The organism is Bradyrhizobium sp. CIR48 (assembly GCF_014198315.1).
In the GTDB taxonomy this organism is placed as follows: Bacteria; Pseudomonadota; Alphaproteobacteria; order Rhizobiales; family Xanthobacteraceae; genus Bradyrhizobium.
This window is the reverse complement of record NZ_JACIHG010000039.1, coordinates 1-1,338: the sequence shown is the minus strand read 5'-3', so window position 1 is coordinate 1,338 and position 1,338 is coordinate 1. Positions and strand designations below refer to the sequence as shown.

The 1,338-nt window shown below is 60.5% G+C and carries 1 protein-coding gene; it reads left to right on the top strand.

What is annotated here, in order from left to right; translation table 11 throughout:
• Positions 1-1,338 (top strand): amino acid adenylation domain-containing protein (locus GGD66_RS41105; RefSeq protein ID WP_183262295.1); only part of this gene is annotated, 1,338 nt, incomplete at both ends.

The following is a 1,338-nucleotide window of genomic DNA, read 5'->3' as shown; positions in this document are numbered from 1 at the left end:
CACGGCGCTGTTTGATCAGGCGACGATCGAGCGGCAGCGTGGTTATCTGCTGGCGCTGCTGCGGGCGATGGCTGCCGATGCGCAGCAAGAGGTCCACCGGATTGAGCTGCTCTCGGCTGCCGAGCGCACATATCTGCTGGAGGAGCTGAACCGGACGGCGGCGCCGTATCCCGCGGAGCGGTGCATCCACGAGCTGTTCGAGACGCAGGTGCACAAGGCGCCGGATACGGTGGCGGTGGTCTGCGAAGATGAGCGGCTGAGCTATGGCGAGCTCAATGCGCGGGCCAACCGCCTGGCACATCACCTGATCGCCCTCGGGGTCAAACCTGGGGATCGCATTGCCACAGTGCTGGATCGCTCGGTCGCTCTTCTGGTGGCGCAGCTGGCGATTTTGAAGACCGGCGGCGTGTATGTACCGATCGATCGCGCCCTCCCGTCGGCGCGACAAGAATTGTTGATGGCCGATTGTGCTGCACGCTTGGTGCTTTGCGCTGATGATCTGGTGGAGGCGACGATACCTGTTCGTGCTATTGAGCCGCTCATAGCTGGAACGGGATGTAGTTCCGATCCTGGGCTGGCGTTGAGCGCTGAAACTGCCGCTTACGTCATGTACACCTCCGGCTCAACTGGCCTTCCCAAAGGAGTTGTTGTTCCTCATCGTGCCGTCAACCGGCTTGTGATCAACAGTGGGTATGTGAAGATCGATGCAGGAGATCGGGTGGCATGGGCTGGCAATCCCGCCTTCGACGCAAGCACATTCGAAGTATGGGCGCCGCTGCTTAACGGTGGTTGCATTGTTGTCATGCATGCCGCCACCGTCAGGGATACTCCTAGTTTTGCCCGGGCGCTAGAGAAGCACGGCGTGACATCACTGTTTCTGACAACAGCATTATTCAACCAATATACAGCATCGATTGCTCCGACGTTGGCGCAGCTGAAGTACCTCCTTTGTGGGGGTGATCGCGCTGATCTTGCCTCATTTCTGAGATTGCTGAAAGAAAAAGGTCCTGTACGTCTCATTCACTGCTACGGGCCCACCGAGACGACGACCTTCGCAACTTTCTGGACTTGCCCGGCTGATTGCAAGGGGGCAGTGGCCCCGATCGGGCGTCCAATCGCCAACACGCGGGTGTACCTGTTGGATGGCCATGGCGCGCCCGTGCCGTTCGGCGCGGTGGGCGAGCTTTACATTGGCGGGGCGGGGGTGGCACGGGGCTACCTGAACCGCCCTGAGCTCACAGCCGAGCGTTTCATCGCCAGTCCGTTTGTCGAGGGCGATCGGCTGTACCGGACCGGCGACCTTGCACGTTATCTGCCGGACGGCAATCTTGAGTTCCT